Source organism: Njordella calcicola (assembly GCF_056494125.1).
In genome coordinates this window covers 1,839,753-1,854,403 of record NZ_CM151396.1, presented here as the reverse complement: position 1 = coordinate 1,854,403, position 14,651 = coordinate 1,839,753, and the positions used below count along the sequence as shown (strand labels likewise).

The 14,651-nt window shown below is 50.7% G+C and carries 13 protein-coding genes; 2 read left to right on the top strand and 11 right to left on the bottom strand.

Translation table 11 applies throughout. From position 1 onward, the window contains the following. Positions 1 to 4: 4 nt before the first annotated feature. The 5 genes from SH302x_RS07055 to SH302x_RS07035 all read right to left on the bottom strand — a co-directional run bounded on the left by SH302x_RS07055 (position 5) and on the right by SH302x_RS07035 (position 7,326). Positions 5 to 2,458, bottom strand: coding sequence for a transglutaminase TgpA family protein (locus tag SH302x_RS07055; protein WP_479368027.1), 2,454 nt, complete (start codon positions 2,456 to 2,458; stop codon positions 5 to 7). Continuing rightward, the gene (locus SH302x_RS07050; RefSeq protein ID WP_479368026.1) at positions 2,451 to 3,914 is read right to left on the bottom strand and encodes a DUF58 domain-containing protein; all 1,464 of its coding nucleotides are present in this window, start codon (positions 3,912 to 3,914) and stop codon (positions 2,451 to 2,453) included. Before SH302x_RS07050 ends, SH302x_RS07055 begins: the two co-directional genes overlap by 8 nt. Before the next feature lie 94 nt (positions 3,915 to 4,008). Continuing rightward, positions 4,009 to 4,935, bottom strand: a complete 927-nt coding sequence (locus SH302x_RS07045) for an AAA family ATPase (protein WP_479368025.1) — start codon at positions 4,933 to 4,935, stop codon at positions 4,009 to 4,011. 173 nt (positions 4,936 to 5,108) lie between these two features. After that, positions 5,109 to 5,831, bottom strand: coding sequence for a bacillithiol biosynthesis deacetylase BshB1 (bshB1, locus tag SH302x_RS07040; protein ID WP_479368024.1), 723 nt, complete (start codon positions 5,829 to 5,831; stop codon positions 5,109 to 5,111). Further along, the gene (locus SH302x_RS07035; RefSeq protein WP_479368023.1) at positions 5,818 to 7,326 is read right to left on the bottom strand and encodes an amino acid permease; all 1,509 of its coding nucleotides are present in this window, start codon (positions 7,324 to 7,326) and stop codon (positions 5,818 to 5,820) included. Before SH302x_RS07035 ends, bshB1 begins: the two co-directional genes overlap by 14 nt. Positions 7,327 to 7,594: 268 nt before the next feature. Here SH302x_RS07035 and SH302x_RS07030 point away from each other — a divergent pair, with 268 nt between their 5' ends. Both SH302x_RS07030 and SH302x_RS07025 read left to right on the top strand, forming a co-directional pair. Then, positions 7,595 to 8,287, top strand: coding sequence for a GDSL-type esterase/lipase family protein (locus SH302x_RS07030; RefSeq protein WP_479368022.1), 693 nt, complete (start codon positions 7,595 to 7,597; stop codon positions 8,285 to 8,287). 103 nt (positions 8,288 to 8,390) lie between these two features. Next, the gene (locus tag SH302x_RS07025; protein WP_479368021.1) at positions 8,391 to 9,089 is read left to right on the top strand and encodes an NAD-dependent deacylase; all 699 of its coding nucleotides are present in this window, start codon (positions 8,391 to 8,393) and stop codon (positions 9,087 to 9,089) included. Positions 9,090 to 9,106: 17 nt separating this feature from the next. Here the strand turns inward: SH302x_RS07025 and sufU are convergent, their stop codons facing one another. The 6 genes from sufU to SH302x_RS06995 all read right to left on the bottom strand — a co-directional run bounded on the left by sufU (position 9,107) and on the right by SH302x_RS06995 (position 14,556). Next, on the bottom strand, positions 9,107 to 9,505 hold the full coding sequence (sufU, locus tag SH302x_RS07020; RefSeq protein ID WP_479368020.1) for a Fe-S cluster assembly sulfur transfer protein SufU: 399 nt from the start codon (positions 9,503 to 9,505) through the stop codon (positions 9,107 to 9,109). 4 nt (positions 9,506 to 9,509) lie between these two features. After that, a complete protein-coding gene (locus SH302x_RS07015; RefSeq protein WP_479368019.1) occupies positions 9,510 to 9,968 on the bottom strand; it encodes a metal-sulfur cluster assembly factor in 459 nt (152 codons plus the stop codon). Between the two features lie 78 nt (positions 9,969 to 10,046). Further along, positions 10,047 to 11,357, bottom strand: coding sequence for a Fe-S cluster assembly protein SufD (sufD, locus tag SH302x_RS07010; RefSeq protein ID WP_479368018.1), 1,311 nt, complete (start codon positions 11,355 to 11,357; stop codon positions 10,047 to 10,049). A gap of 56 nt (positions 11,358 to 11,413) precedes the next feature. Further along, the gene (gene sufB, locus SH302x_RS07005) at positions 11,414 to 12,820 is read right to left on the bottom strand and encodes a Fe-S cluster assembly protein SufB (RefSeq protein ID WP_479368017.1); all 1,407 of its coding nucleotides are present in this window, start codon (positions 12,818 to 12,820) and stop codon (positions 11,414 to 11,416) included. A 154-nt stretch (positions 12,821 to 12,974) separates the two neighbouring features. Next, a complete protein-coding gene (gene sufC / locus SH302x_RS07000) occupies positions 12,975 to 13,799 on the bottom strand; it encodes a Fe-S cluster assembly ATPase SufC (protein ID WP_479368016.1) in 825 nt (274 codons plus the stop codon). Between the two features lie 55 nt (positions 13,800 to 13,854). Beyond that, the gene (locus SH302x_RS06995; RefSeq protein ID WP_479368015.1) at positions 13,855 to 14,556 is read right to left on the bottom strand and encodes a helix-turn-helix transcriptional regulator; all 702 of its coding nucleotides are present in this window, start codon (positions 14,554 to 14,556) and stop codon (positions 13,855 to 13,857) included. Between the last annotated feature and the right edge of the window lie 95 nt (positions 14,557 to 14,651).

Below are 14,651 nucleotides of genomic sequence, written 5' to 3'. Positions count from 1 at the left end.
TGTGTTAGGAAATGGAGACTTTGCCTAAATGACGAGGGCGTCCATCAGCCAGTCGTTCCAGGGCTTGCGTCGCCGCTTCAATCTTTTGCCATTCGGCTTCTTGAATCGCGGCGTCAAAGCCAAAGCGTATACGGTAATAAATACTCGTCAAGAATTGAACTTGTGGTTCGATATTTCCCAAGACCTCCCTGCGCTCTGCGAAAAACGCTTCGACTTGCTGAGCGAACTCCAGCGGCGTCTGATTTGGTTTCCGCCGAAGTTGAAATTTTGCCAATGCCTGAATCACTCGACGGTAGAACCTGATTTGCGTCGATCGCTGCAGGTCAGTTGCTCGACGCTTCCGATTTAGCTTGCTGTAATACTTCAAAGCAAACAAGATTCCGCGATAGAGCAGGACTAACGCGAATGCGAAGACGACCATGGCCATCGCCCCTTGCAGAGAGAACCAGTTTGTCGGCGTCAGCACGCCACCGACCAGTTGATTATTCTGCAACGCAAACATCATGCGTTCTAAACTCATTTTAAATTGACCGTACAACCCTTGGCTCTTGGCATCAAAAAGTTGAAGCATTTGTGGCTGATCGGAACTATCAACTCCCATCACATAATCTTGCCACAGTTGTTGAAGCGTTTCAAACTGCCCCATGCGACTGCGAATCGAGCCGCCTGCGTTTGAACCTTCGCCAGCGGGAGTAGGATCCAATCGCAGCCACGCTCCCAAAGTCACTCCGGCAGGCAGATCAAGTCCGGCTTCTTCCAGTTGCTCTCGCGTCAAAAACGCCTCAACCCAAGCATGGGCATGACGCTGTCTGACCACGAAATACATACCCGTTGTATTGAAATCGCTAGGCCTGAAACCCAACACAATCCTGGCTGGAATGTTCATCGAACGCAGCATCATCGCCATAGTCGAGGCAAAATACTGGCAATGACCAGTTTTGTGGTTTGACGCAAAATCCTCAATGGGATCAATTTCAAACCGCCTCTTAGGACTTGGTGCTAATGAGTACGTAAAATCAGGTGAGGTCACCAAATGATCTTCTAACGTCAAAACCTTTTCCGCAAGGCTTTTGGAAGCATCCTTGGCAAGGATCTTATCGCGTAGTGCCGTGATGCCAGGAAAAAGCTGATGGTCAAATTCTGCCAGAATCTGATAACGATTTAGCGATGCACGCTGCAGGGTCGAATGATTCACCATTTCAGGCCGCAAACAATCCGACATTACGGGCAAAATACGCGACTGCACGCCCGACTTAAACGCATAGGATCGAAAGCGATACTTTTGCTTCACCCGCGAACGAGTACGACGGTCTTCATCCAATATGGTCCAGTCCGTTGCCAATACATCCAGCGATGAACCACGCGTGTTAGTGCTGGAAAACGGAGGAATACTGAAGGTCGCATTTTCAAAGTAAGTCTGCTCCTCCACCATGATTTCGATCCCATCGGTGCTGGCTGTCACTTCCGGTTTGACATCGTTTGTCGAGGGAGCAGAGACGACAATTTCCGAAGGTACGTTTTCACGATCCAGGTTTTCCCATCGCCCAAGTCCGGTATACACATGGCAAACCGCGCCGCGAATATACGGTGGCTCGATCGGCCGCATTTCCTTGCCATCGAAGACACTGATAAAACGAATCTTGAGCGCCGCTGCATTGGTCTCCAATAATTGCCCGACTTGTTCCAGAGTGACTTCTCCAGAAAAACCTACGACAGGTCGCGTCAACCCGGCACCTTCGTACGCGCCGCTCTGAAGTCGCGGCATGATATAAAAGAAAGCGGTCGCAAAAAGCAGAATGTTAAGCACAAAAAGTAAAGTGCGACGTATTCCCAATAAAGTGCCCGCTAAGTTTTCATTATCAGAAACACTTACCATCGATTTCAGTTGGATCGTACCACGCGGTGCTTTAAGTTCCGCATCTCTACCAAGCCATTTGAGCATACGAGAGAGGAACGCATTCGATTCAAAGCCAGTCTGACCTGCCTTGGTGTTGCTAACGTACGATGCATACGACAATAAAGTCGAACATCCAACCAATAGCACAGGGATCAACAACATGCCATACAGCAGGTTGTCATTGACAAGCGCAGCCACGATCAACTCAAGCAACAAAAAGATTCCCCACTGTTCGAAAACACGTCGGTCTTTCTGCTGAAACATCAAACCAAATTGCACATAGATCAAAAGATTGGCTACTGCGTGCAACTGATCAATACGCTTGGTCAAGAGCCATTCGGCAATCGCAATCATGGCTCCTGCCAACATCGCCAGGTAGCCAGCCAAGCGCGGTAGCACAAAGACCTGTAATCGATCCGTCAGCACATAGGACAACACCACCCCCAATATAATCAGCCCAGGCATCGCAGATGAGCGTTGCCCTAGCCCCAGCAGACACGCTGCCGCAAATGCCAACAACGCAAAGTTCACGGTCAGCCGATGCAATCGAACATCATTCATCGTTATCCGCTCCGCGCGTAAAGTACTTTTTCCAATCGTCTGAGCGCATCGAAACCCATCGCAAATTCTTTGCCCGAATCGATGAGTCTTTCAGAGCCGGTAGACTGTCAATGGCGGAATCTTCCCGGTTGCGAAGACTGATCACAATCACCGGATTCCGAGGAGAAACGCTCAACAGCAGTTTATCTGCCACTTGCGCAAACCGCGATTTTCGGCTGGCCTGCGAGGTTGTCAATCGATTGAGTACAGCAGCCATTTGAACGCTTGATACAACTCGAAAACTTTCATTGATCCCACCATCGGCAATTGCAAAATTCACATCCCCCATTTGCTGACGAAGGATCTCGCGAATAATCGAAATCGTCATTTCCAGACTGACTTCCGCAGCCTCCGTGATTCCGCGTTTGAACTGCTGGCGATTTGCTGAATTCTTAGATTCTTCCGGCGATGGCTCCGGCACTGTCAAATCCAGCAGTATTGCTACTTCGTAGTTCTCCTGCCGCTCGTACTGCCGAACAACCAAGCTATTGCGTTTTGCACTGCTGCGCCAATGAATGGTCCTCATAGGATCCCCAGGGCGATAATCTCGCAATCCAAAGAACTCACCATCGCCACCACTCATCGGCAGTCGTCGTTGCTGTTCACCGACTCTGGGCAATTCTAAAGTCTCACGCCAGTTGGAGTCCAAACGGCCAAAAGCAGGATGCACCAAGAAACTTTGCTCATTATCTAAGGTACGGATGCCCCGCATGAGTGCCAACGGAAAACGCGTTGATAGCTCCGCACGACGAAAAAAGTATTCGCCGCGATGCATACACGTGCAGAGATAATTGACCGTCGTTGTGTCCTGTGGCAAAACCCTTTCTACATTGATCAGCAGTGATTGCGTTTCATTGCTACCCACGGCATTTTTCCGACTAGCGCGAACCGACTCACTGATAATCAACCACCAACAGCCCAACCAACGTTTTGGATTCGCCACCGCCAACTCAACGCTGAATGGCTTTCGAGCTTCCACTAGCGATGGCAGTCCGCGATTGACGCTGATCCTATGGAGCGTGCGAGAGCAAAGTCGCCACTGAATCAACAACATGCCGGCTAAAGATCCTGCCAAGAGGACCAGCAGATTAATGTTTTGAATGATTGCCGCGATCAATGAGAAGGTCAGTAGAAAAACAAACTGAAAACCTTCTCTCGTCAATCGCGTACGTACACGAGATGTTGGATCTGAGAGAAATCGCAGCCATCGCTGCAGCCCCTTTTGGGAAGTGTTACTGTCCGTCAAAGAAGCAACCGGCCGCCTGTACTGCCAGCGTTCAGCGATCGGACTTAACCAAGCTAGAGTACCACTAACCCATGAGTTGTTTTGCTCACGCGAGCCAACTACATCAGTCCCCTCGTTGGGCAAGGCCACTGACGCTTTAGCCAAGCGATCGATTTGGACGTTGCCTGCCACAATCAAAGCCTCAAAAAAGATAATTTACCGTTCAGCAGAACCGCCAACCAGCGGAACCACCGACCAACAAAGCCTACTGCCGCCCTACGCACAATTAAGTTGGAATCTTCACTGTATCCAATATGCGACGCACGATTGCCTCAACCGCTTTACGGTCCGTTCCTGCCGCCAACCCACGGGGAACCACTCGATGCGCTATCAGCGGAATGGCCAATTGCTTGACATCGTCAGGTGTCACATAATCGCGATCATGGATGGTAGCCATCGCTTGCGCGGCTCGATAATACCCCAACGCTCCTCGCGTGCTGACTCCTACTTGCAGGTCAGGCGCGTGACGCGTTGCATCGACAATGTCTTGCAGGTAATCCAAAACAGATTCTTCAAACTTGACTTGCCGTATCTGTCGCTGCGCACTACTGACTTCTTCAAGTGTTACGACCGGTTCTAGTTTGTCGACCGGTTCACCCATGTTGTGGCTGAGCAAGATATTCCGTTCAAACGCTCGATCAGGATAACCAATTTCAATTCGCAGTAAAAACCGATCCAATTGGCTCTCAGGCAACAGATACGTACCCTCAAACTCGAACGGGTTCTGCGTGGCAATCACCAAAAAAGGACTGGGCACTTGATGTGCATGACCATCGACACTGACCTGGCGCTCGCTCATGCACTCCAGCAGAGCGCTTTGGGTCCGCGGTGGAGCTCGATTAACCTCGTCGGCTAGCACCACATTTCCAAATACGGGGCCAGGCGCAAACACAAACTCGCCTGACTTCGAGTTATAGATACTGGTTCCCAGAATATCGCTGGGCAAGAGGTCTGGCGTAAACTGAATTCGAGAGAAATTACCTTGGATGCTTTTGGCCAGGGCTTTGGCGATCAACGTTTTGCCCACGCCGGGCACGTCTTCCAACAGCAGATGCTCGCCAGCCAGCAACGCAACGACCACCATCTTGACGACATCATGCTTACCTAAAACAACCGACTCGATATTCTTTTCCAACCGTTCAACAAACGGCATCACCACATTCGTCATGTCTTGTTGCTGCTCTCTAGCGTCTTCTCGTTTTGGCGTCTACGAAATCCCCTCAATCTGCGAATAATGTAGCAGATCCCGACAGAACAAAGAATCGGGGCGGCTCAGCTTTTAAAGGTTAATTCGCTGCCAGCCACCTCCGCCCGAGGGCAGTGCCGTTAGATCAGCCCGCTCAAATCGCTAAGCCCAATCGGTTCGCGACTCTGAAACGGTTCGCCGTAGAGTGTCCCGATTAGGCGTCCCCAATTCAGATCCTCATGCTCGACACGATCGATAAAGGTGGGCCACTGCGTGCTGCGGCCAAGCACCAGTTGACTATGGTAGCTCTCCAGGGCTGCTTTTTTGGCTGCCCAGTGCTCGCTGATGTCGACGACAAACGTGGGCTGTATTGCTAGTCTCAAATGGATGCAGAAGTAGTAGAAAATCCGCTGAGGGTGATAGGGCTCTCCCAGCAAATCACTTTTGGTCAGCTTGCTCCAAAATCTCGCCCCCTCAACCAACTGCGTAGCCGCCGTATGATCTGGATGAGCATCCTCCCAGTAGGGTGCGAATAACCAACGCGGCCGGGCAAAACGAAAAATGTTCGCTAGGATCGCGCGATTCTCTAACGATGGCTCAAGAAACCGATTGCGCAGCCCAGCGTTGTATCGCCACGTCAGACCCAAATGAGCCGTCGCTGCTGCCGTTTCCGCAGCGCGTAGCTCCGGTGTTCCATAAGGCGTCGGCTCCCCGTTGGTCAAATCCAAAACTCCCACTCGCCATCCACCGGCAATCAGCTTGACAATCGTACCTCCCATGCCCAACTCCGCGTCGTCAGGATGCGGAGCAACCACCAAAACATCAAGCGGCTTATCTAACGGAGGAAGATTAAGTGGCTGCATCAAGATTCTCTCGCATACGACGACGGACAATAAACAAGAAATAGAAACCCAAACCGACTGCCATCCAAACGATAAATCGAATCCAAGTATCCCACGGCAAACTAAACATCAAGATCACGCACATCAATGCACAAGTCGGGCACACTACGTTCGCCAGCGGAACGCGAAACGACCGATGCGTCGACGGTTGACTGTAACGCAAGAAGAGCACTCCTAATGCGACTACTGCAAACGCAAACAAGGTTCCAATGCTCGTCAAATCCGCTGCCACACTGATATCAATCAAACCTGCAGGAATACCGACCATCAACCCACTGATCACCGTTGACCAGATGGGCGTACCGAGTCTTGCGTGAACTTTGCTGAACTTCTTGGGCAACAGACCATCCCGGCTCATCGCATAAAAAATGCGAGTCTGCCCAAACTGAAAAACCAACAGTACGCTGAACATCGCCAGTACCGCTCCAATCGAGATGATCGTGGCAACGGAACCTTCCCCCACTGCTCGTAGCGCGGCCGCAACGGGCTCAGCATTATTCAACGCTGCCAATGGCACCATCGCGGTTAATACGGTCGCCACTAACACATACAAAACAGCACAAATCGCCAACGAGGCCAACATTCCAATCGGGACATCTCGCTGCGGATTTTTACATTCTTCCGAAGTTGTTGAAATAGCATCGAATCCGATGTAAGCGAAAAACACAACGGCCGATCCAGTGAGTATGCCTTTCGTTCCATTGGGAGCGAAACTGGACCAATGCGACTGAAAATCGACATGGCGTACCCCTACATACAAGAACAATGCAATCATCGCAAACTTCAACAACACCAAACCGAAGTTCGCGTTGGCCGACTCACGGATCCCGACCAACAATAGGACTGTAACGAACACCACTACTAAAAATGCTGGCAAGTTAAAGTACAACTGAAACCCAAGATTTGGCGAAGAACCCACTGCGCTGTCAACAAAAGCCACCATCTCTGGCGTGAACTGCTCAGGCCTCGCAAGCACGTTGCTCACTGTCATCGGATCAATGGTTAGCCAAGCTGGTAAATCAACGCCGATCCCGCTCAATATTGGCACCAAGTAACCTGCCCAACCAATCGCTACTCCGACGTTGCCAATCGCATATTCTAGAATCAAGTCCCAGCCGATGATCCAAGCAAATACTTCTCCAAAGGAAGCATAAGCGTACGTATACGCACTCCCAGATACGGGCACCATCGAAGCAAACTCGGCATAACAAAGCGCTGCCAAAGCACACGCAAAAGCAGTAATCAAATACGATACGACAATCGCTGGCCCAGCACCTAAGCGATCTGCTGACCCCACGGCCGCTGTCCCAGTCTGTACGAAAATGCCCGTACCTATGATCGCACCGATCCCTAAAAAGGTAAGTTGCCATGGCCCCAAAACTCGCCTCAGATCGCTGCTGTCTGCCGCCTTGCGAATTTCTAATTTCCGCAGCAATATGCCTTTCAACTGGCCCATGTGTTAACCTAACTGCAATCAGTGCAAAATCCCCTGTCGTTCGTCTCCAATCTCATGCAAATGCCTGAAACCTTCCCAGCTCAATTCGCTAGAAGTTGGCACGCTTGCGATTGTTGAGACTTCTCTTCGGCACGCTCGGGTAATCGTACATCGGCGACGGGGTTGAGCAATCCCGTTTCCGTCGCCCGACTCGAACCACATTCCAGCTATACTATGATCTCCCGACGCAGCCCGCCTCAAAACCCACCCCTTGCTACAGGACTCTACTATGCTCCTTAAATCATTCCTTCTGATCGCCCTTTGCAGTCAGCTTCAAGCCGAGTCCCTGGAAATTTACCGCGAAAAAGCAGAAGCTTGGGAAAAGGACATTGCTAGTTTGGTGGCCAAGAATGAGCAAAAAATCGCAGGCCCGGAAGACTTCTTGTTTTTAGGATCATCCAGCGTGCGTCTTTGGGACACTATCGACCAAGACATGGCCAACTACAGCATCTTACGCCGAGGTTATGGCGGCGCTCGCTATAGCGACTTGGCGATCTATGTCGATCGACTCCTGGAGCAGCATCGCCCAAAAGCCATCTTGTACTTTGTAGCCAACGATATTGCCGGCGATCACGACCGCGATATCTCACCAGAAGAAGTTGGCCGCCTGACGCAATACATTGCAAAGCGTACGCGAGAAACGAATCCGACTACCCCCATCTTTTTCATTGAAATCACTCCAACTCCCAAACGCTGGCACTTATGGGATTTGATTTCGCAAGCGAACCTCGAAATTCAAAACACAACTCGCAACACAACCAACTGTTACTACATCCCGACGAAGCATCTTTATTTAGACTTAAGTACGGGTGAACCCAAGCCAGAATTATTCCGCGAGGACAAATTGCACTTGAGCGACGCGGGTTACGATTTGTGGTCGCAAGCTATTCAAGCGGTTCTCAAGCAGAAGCTGGAAAACTAATCGCAACCGAATTGATTTCATTGTATTTGCATAGCCACAGTGAGAGACAACTTCCGCATCGAATAGGCTCCAATTCCTGCCCTAACAGAACTAATCTATCGCCATGAATGTCGTCGTATTAACAGGAGCAGGTATCAGCGCTGAAAGCGGCCTTAAAACCTTTCGTGGCTCAGACGGGTTGTGGGAAGGCCATCGAATCGAAGATGTCGCTACGCCGGAAGCGTTCGCTAGAAATCCATCTCTTGTTTACGACTTCTACAATCAACGTCGACGGCAATTGCAGGATAGTCAAGTCGCACCTAACGCGGCCCACATTGCATTAGCCCGTTTTGAGCAGACGCACCACGGCGGTTTTCTGTTAGTTACCCAAAACGTTGACGATTTGCACGAACGAGCGGGCAGCCAACAAATACTGCATATGCATGGCGAGTTGCTTTCGGCCCGTTGTTTGTGCACCGGAAAACGCTATCGCTGGCACGGGGATTTGGACAATCAATCAATCCACCCCGAGAATTCCGAGTGGGTCGGTCAACTGCGACCAGACATTGTTTGGTTTGGCGAGATGCCTTACTACATGAATCAGATTGCATCCGCACTCGAACGCTGTGATTTGTTCTTGGCAATCGGTACGTCCGGACAAGTCTACCCGGCCGCTGGCTTTGTCCAACAGACACCCCGCAATTGCCGACGTGTCGAAATCAATTTAGAAGCGACTGGCATATCGTCCGCCTTCGACGAACAAATTACAGCACCAGCAAGTACGGCCGTTCCCAATTTTCTCGACTCGCTTTCCAGAAAGTAAACCACAGCGGTCGAAGACTATGCGGGCTCGCCCGAAACTGGCGAAAAGACGGCGGTTTGCAGCACTCTCCATGGTAGCAAGCAACACTTTTGGCGGTTGGGAGTCAATTTTGGGCCAAATAAGTCCAACATTTCCGTCGCGCCCATGGCAGTTACTTCGGCAATGGTTTTGCCTTCGACAGCTTCCATCAGCATGGACGCGCTCGCTTGCGAAATGCAGCAACCTTGTCCGTCGAAGTAGGCCTTGCGAATGACACCTTGCTGGTCAATTTCTAGATTGACCGACACGACGTCACCGCACAACGGATTTTTGCCATGACTAGTATGTGTCTTACTGTCTAAATCACCGCGATGGTATGGATCTTCATAATGATCCATCACATGCTCTTGATAAATATCTTCTTCAGTGCCACTCATAGTATTAGAATATTCCAAGCTGATCGCGAGCGTCTTCCGTCATGCGATCGGGTGTCCAAGGCGGATCCATGACGACTTTGATTTCGACTTGCCCGGTCCCTTCCAGTTGCTCTATCACCGCCTGAGATTGACCGACAAGCTGCGGGCCTGCAGGGCACATGGGACTGGTCATTGTCATTTCGACCTTCACCGATTGCTTGCCATCTTCTTGCAAGTCAATGGTGACGTCATAGATCAGCCCCAGATCGACAATATTGACAAACAATTCCGGGTCAATAACCTGCTTTAGAGCATCACGAACGCGGTCTTCCGAGAGATTAGGTGGCGATACCGGTTGATCGCTAGGTGTATCCGAAGCTGGAACATGCTGGGTGCTGTCATTGGCGGCAGGTACGTCAGGGTTCCCGCCTTCCAAAGTGACGTGGGCAGGATCTTGGTCGGGAGAGAGGTTTGAGTCACTCATGTTGGCATTCCTATCGGCTGAACGGCATGTGGTCACACCTGCGCAACCGACTGTGTGGTTGAGGTATTGATTGCGGCTTTACTTGTACTGTCGAACTTGCCGAGCGATCGCTTCGCCAAGCGCCTTCCGAACACTTTCAATCGTAATTCGGTCAAAAATTTGCTGGAAGAAGCCTGTGACAATCATACGGATCGCTTCTTGTCGAGTGAACCCTCGTGATTGCGCATAGAAAATCAGTTCTTCATCCACGCGTCCTGAAGTACTGCCGTGTGTACAACGAACATCGTCAGCTTTGATTTCAAGACCTGGAATGGAATCAGCCCGACATTCGTTGCTCAACATCAAATTATCGTTGCGTTGATAACCATCCGTTTTAAATGCACCAGGTGCAACTTTGATCAGGCCACGCCAAACAGTCCGTGACTTGTCTTGCAGCGCCGATTTGTACAAGAAATCGCTACGACAATTCTTTGCCACGTGTTCTTGGAGAGTGTTGTAGGTCAATTGCTGATTCTCGCGAGTGAACATAACCCCGTTCACTTGACTGTTTGCGTTTTCCCCCACCAAAGCGACTTGCTGTGACACTTGGGAAAACCTAGCACCCATTGCTGCAATCGTCCATTGGATGCTGGCATCGCGGTGAATGATGGCTTTTTGATGAGCGAACATCCACACGTTCAAACCTAAATCTTGTAAGTTGACCAGCCGCAAACGACCGCCAGGTTGAACGATGATTTCAAGTCCACCGCAAAGCAGACCGCCATCGGTTTCTGTCGGGCTCGCAGACTCAAACAGCACCGTTGCCTCCGCATTTTCGCCGATCACGATCAATTGATGGCCGCTATCGTAGCCTCCGCTGGATACAGCCGCGTGAATGTGAACCGGCTTTTCAAGCACTTGGTTGCGTGGCACATGCAGAAATGAACCACCTTTCCAAGTGGCTGCATGCAACGCCGCAAATCGATCTGCCGTTGAATCTGTAATAGTCCATAAGAACTCGCGGACCAACTCTTGATGATCATGCAGGGCCTGTTGCAGACTGCAGAAGGCAATGCCTTGCTTGGCCGCTTCAGGCGATAGCCACTCTTTGGTCGTTATGCCGTCAACGCTTAAAATCTGTCCAGCCAATTCCACATCGTCGATCAAACGAACTGGCGATTCAATATCAGTACTGGTTGAATCGGCAGTTACCGAGTAGGCATCGAACTTGAATGGTCGCAAATCACTACGCATCCAGTCTTCATCGCGGCGATCAGGCCAATTCATCGACTCAAACTGCTCGAAGGCTTCTTTGCGTAAAGCGACAATCCACTCAGGTTCATTTCGACTCTCCAAAAAGGCATCGAAACTGACTGAGTTGAACTTGGACGGAGTGACGGTAACAGACATAAATGTTGAATAGGTGGAATATTTGAATGGATACTAGGACGTGCTGATTTTGCGGCTTAACCGACGGAACCTTCCATTTGCAATTGGATCAGCCGATTCATTTCAACGGCATACTCCATCGGCAGTTCTTTGACCAGCGGTTCAATGAAGCCATTGACGATCATCGTACTGGCTTCCGGTTCGCTTAAGCCGCGGCTCATCAAATAGAACAATTGCTCTTCACCAATACGTGAGACACTGGCCTCGTGACCAATGGAGACGTCTTGGTTCATCACTTCGATGTAAGGATACGTATCGCTCTGCGATTTTGGATCCAAGATCAAGGCATCGCAAACAACATTGCAGCGTGTCTTGGCAGCGTCAGCTTCAACACGAACCAGACCACGGTAGCTGCTGCGACCACCATTTTTGGAAATCGACTTGCTGATGATCTGACCGGTCGTATGTGGAGCAGCATGAACCAGTTTTGCTCCTGCGTCTTGATGTTGCCCCTTGGACGCGAACGCAATCGACAGAATCTCACCACGGGCACCTGGTTCCAACATATGGACCGCAGGATACTTCATCGTCAGTTTACTGCCTAGGTTACCATCCACCCATTCCATGGTTGCGTCACCGTACGCATAAGCACGTTTGGTAACCAAGTTATAAATGTTGTTAGCCCAGTTCTGAATTGTCGTGTATCGGCAGCGGCTTCCGCGTTTGCAAATGATCTCGACCACTGCGGAATGCAAGGATTCGGAAGAGTACATGGGAGCCGTGCAGCCTTCTACGTAGTGAATGCTCGCACCCTCGTCAACGATGATCAGCGTGCGCTCGAACTGACCCATGTTTTCAGCATTAATGCGGAAGTAAGCTTGCAGAGGAAACTCGATCTTGACCCCTGGTGGCACATAGATGAACGAACCTCCAGACCACACGGCAGAATTAAGTGCCGCGAAAGTGTTATCACCGGGTGGAATCACAGTGCCGAAATACTCGCGCACCAAGTCGGGGTAGTCTCGAACCGCTGAATCGGTATCAGTAAAAATCACGCCTTGATTTGCCAAGTCTTCTTTCAGCGAACCATAAACCACTTCGCTCTCGAATTGAGCCTTCACTCCAGCCAAGAATTTCTTCTCAGCTTCAGGAATTCCTAGCTTGTCAAACGTATCCTTAATTTCCTGAGGAACATCATCCCATGAGCGGCCTTGCTTGTCGGTTGGCTTCAAGTAATAGAAAATGTCTTGGAAGTCGACCGCGATATCTCCGCCCCACTTGGGCACAGGACGCGATTGAAACATCTTTAAGGACTTCAAACGGAAGTCTCGCATCCACGCAGGCTCGTTTTTCATTTCTGAAATCTGGTTCACGATTTCAGCGTCGATGCCTTTCCGAGCTTTGAAGACCGCTTTGCTTTCCGTACGAAAGTCGTATTTGTTGATCTCACCGATCGAGTCGTTGGATGCTAAGTCAGTTGCCATGGTTTTCGTCTCTTAATTTGTATATTGAACAGATACCTGCACTCGTTGGTAGCATCGGAAACGCTCACACCAATCGTTGCATTCAAATTCGTTGTTCGGACAGCCACTTTGGGCCGTCGGAATCATTGTCCAGTTGCTAATGCAAGCTAGGGAGTTAAACAGCGGCGACGGGCTCGTCGCTTGTAAGCATCTCTTGATTCGCGGCGTCGGCCTCCGGGTACGCTTTGCGAATTCGGTCATAACCTGTATCGTGCAACTCACGAGCCAGTTCAGGACCGCCAGTTTCCACAATACGACCACCCAACATCACGTGCGTCGCATCGGGCCGATTGTGCTCTAGCAATTTGTCATGGTGGGTAATGATCAGCAGACCCATCTTCTCGCGACCAATCTCAGCGATCGAAGTCGATGCCAAGCGGACTGCGTCAGCGTCCAGCCCCGAATCGGTTTCGTCCAAGATAGCGAACTTAGGCGACAACATCGCCATGGTCAGGATCTCCGCTCGCTTCATTTCGCCGCCCGAGAAGCCATCGTTCACGTAGCGACGCGCGAACTCGCCATCCATCCGCAGTTGCTCCATCTTGCCACGTAGCTCTTTGCGAAACTCTCGCATCGGAATCAGCTCTTCGCCTTCCTTGCGGTCCGGACGGCGGACGTTGGTAGCGGCATGACGCAAGAAGTCAGCCATCTTCACGCCTGGAATCGCAACCGGCCGCTGGAAAGCCATGAAGACACCCGCACGGGCTCGCTGGTCAGCTTCCATCTCGGTGACATCGACACCATCCAACAGGATCTGACCCTGGGTGACCACATAATTGGGATGCCCCATAATCGCCAGCCCCAGCGTGCTTTTGCCTGAACCGTTTGGCCCCATCAAAGCGTGGGTTTCCCCATACTTTAATTCCAGATTAACGCCTCGCAGAATTGGCTTATCGTTAACAGACACGTGAAGATCGACAATTTGCAGTGTGTGACTCATAACAACTGTTGAAGCAGTAGGAATAAAAATGAAAGTAAAATTAGGATTGTTTTGATTATGGGTTCGCCATCGGTTGCGACACCGATCGATACTGGCACGATTGATGACCATCCAAACGGCAACAACTAAGTTCCAAGGGCTGCCCAATGGCTTCGCTTAAAACCTGCTGTTCCAATTCGCAGATCGATCGATTCTGGTCATCGTCCATAAAGTCGGGGAACGGACAAGCTTGCACTTCTATGACTGGCAAACTGCCGAAGTTCGCAACTCGTGTCGGAACATTCCGGTCATTCAGCACTTGGACCATCGCAAAAATTCGTTCTGTCAATGTACCCGTAGGCAGCAATTGACCATACATTCGCCCCATCTTTTGCGAGACCGCATCCAGCAACTGCTGCCGCACCGCTTTATCTGGAAACTTTTGCACCACGTCCCACATCGCCGTGGCGAACTCCATGTAGTCCACCCCTACGCGACGCCAGCCTAAAGTCGTCAAACGGTACTGGAAGACAGGACGCCCTCGCGAAGTCGAGCACTTCTCGCGTTCGATCAGGCCCATTTCCTCTAGCCGGTCCAGCCGCTGCCGAACGGCTGTTGCCGTCACCTCTAACCTCTCGGTGAGGTCAGTCACGGTCAACCCAGGCTCCTTACGCAGCAATTCCAGCACCAATTGATCAACAGGCCGGATCGAGTTCTGCGCACCCGTCGTTGAACTTGACTTGTCAGCTTCCGTATTTTGGTATTCAATCGTAGACATTCGCTAGCAATTCTTGCTTTGCTTGACCGACAAAAGTTTCTTCCGACTCCTGTACTGTATACCTCTATCGATTTTTGACAACCCGCGTTGTGAAA

Excerpts from the sequence above, each read along its gene's own strand:
- SH302x_RS07055 (WP_479368027.1), bottom strand. The coding sequence starts at position 2,458 with ATGAATGATGTTCGATTGCATCGGCTGACCGTGAACTTTGCGTTGTTG.
- SH302x_RS07045 (WP_479368025.1), bottom strand. The coding sequence starts at position 4,935 with ATGCCGTTTGTTGAACGGTTGGAAAAGAATATCGAGTCGGTTGTTTTA.
- bshB1 (WP_479368024.1), bottom strand. The coding sequence starts at position 5,831 with ATGCAGCCACTTAATCTTCCTCCGTTAGATAAGCCGCTTGATGTTTTG.
- SH302x_RS07035 (WP_479368023.1), bottom strand. The coding sequence starts at position 7,326 with ATGGGCCAGTTGAAAGGCATATTGCTGCGGAAATTAGAAATTCGCAAG.
- SH302x_RS07030 (WP_479368022.1), top strand. The coding sequence starts at position 7,595 with ATGCTCCTTAAATCATTCCTTCTGATCGCCCTTTGCAGTCAGCTTCAA.
- SH302x_RS07025 (WP_479368021.1), top strand. The coding sequence starts at position 8,391 with ATGAATGTCGTCGTATTAACAGGAGCAGGTATCAGCGCTGAAAGCGGC.
- sufU (WP_479368020.1), bottom strand. The coding sequence starts at position 9,505 with ATGAGTGGCACTGAAGAAGATATTTATCAAGAGCATGTGATGGATCAT.
- SH302x_RS07015 (WP_479368019.1), bottom strand. The coding sequence starts at position 9,968 with ATGAGTGACTCAAACCTCTCTCCCGACCAAGATCCTGCCCACGTCACT.
- sufD (WP_479368018.1), bottom strand. The coding sequence starts at position 11,357 with ATGTCTGTTACCGTCACTCCGTCCAAGTTCAACTCAGTCAGTTTCGAT.
- sufB (WP_479368017.1), bottom strand. The coding sequence starts at position 12,820 with ATGGCAACTGACTTAGCATCCAACGACTCGATCGGTGAGATCAACAAA.
- sufC (WP_479368016.1), bottom strand. The coding sequence starts at position 13,799 with ATGAGTCACACACTGCAAATTGTCGATCTTCACGTGTCTGTTAACGAT.
- SH302x_RS06995 (WP_479368015.1), bottom strand. The coding sequence starts at position 14,556 with ATGTCTACGATTGAATACCAAAATACGGAAGCTGACAAGTCAAGTTCA.